Raw genomic sequence first — 224 nt, forward strand, 5'->3', positions numbered from 1 at the left:
TTTTCTATTTTCTTCTGTTACAAAAATAAATTTATCTGCTATTTGAACTACATTTTTCTCCATATTTTTTTCAACTAACCTTTTTAAGACAAAAGAATTTTGACGTGTTGAATCTTTAAGCCATGGGTCACTCCAATAAGTAATCCACGGTACGTTCTTAAATTTTCTTTTTATATAATATGCACATAAATGAGAAGAGGGTGGCTCATGCATTGAAAATATAA

The 224-nt window shown here is 28.1% G+C and carries 1 pseudogene; it reads right to left on the bottom strand.

Features of this window, described 5'->3' with window-relative positions:
- Positions 1-224 (bottom strand): annotated as a pseudogene (locus NG901_RS16920) (glycosyl transferase group 1); the annotation flags it as partial.

The sequence above is a fragment of the Clostridium sp. CMCC3677 genome (assembly GCF_023845585.1).
In the GTDB taxonomy this organism is placed as follows: domain Bacteria; phylum Bacillota; class Clostridia; order Clostridiales; family Clostridiaceae; genus Clostridium; species Clostridium aquiflavi.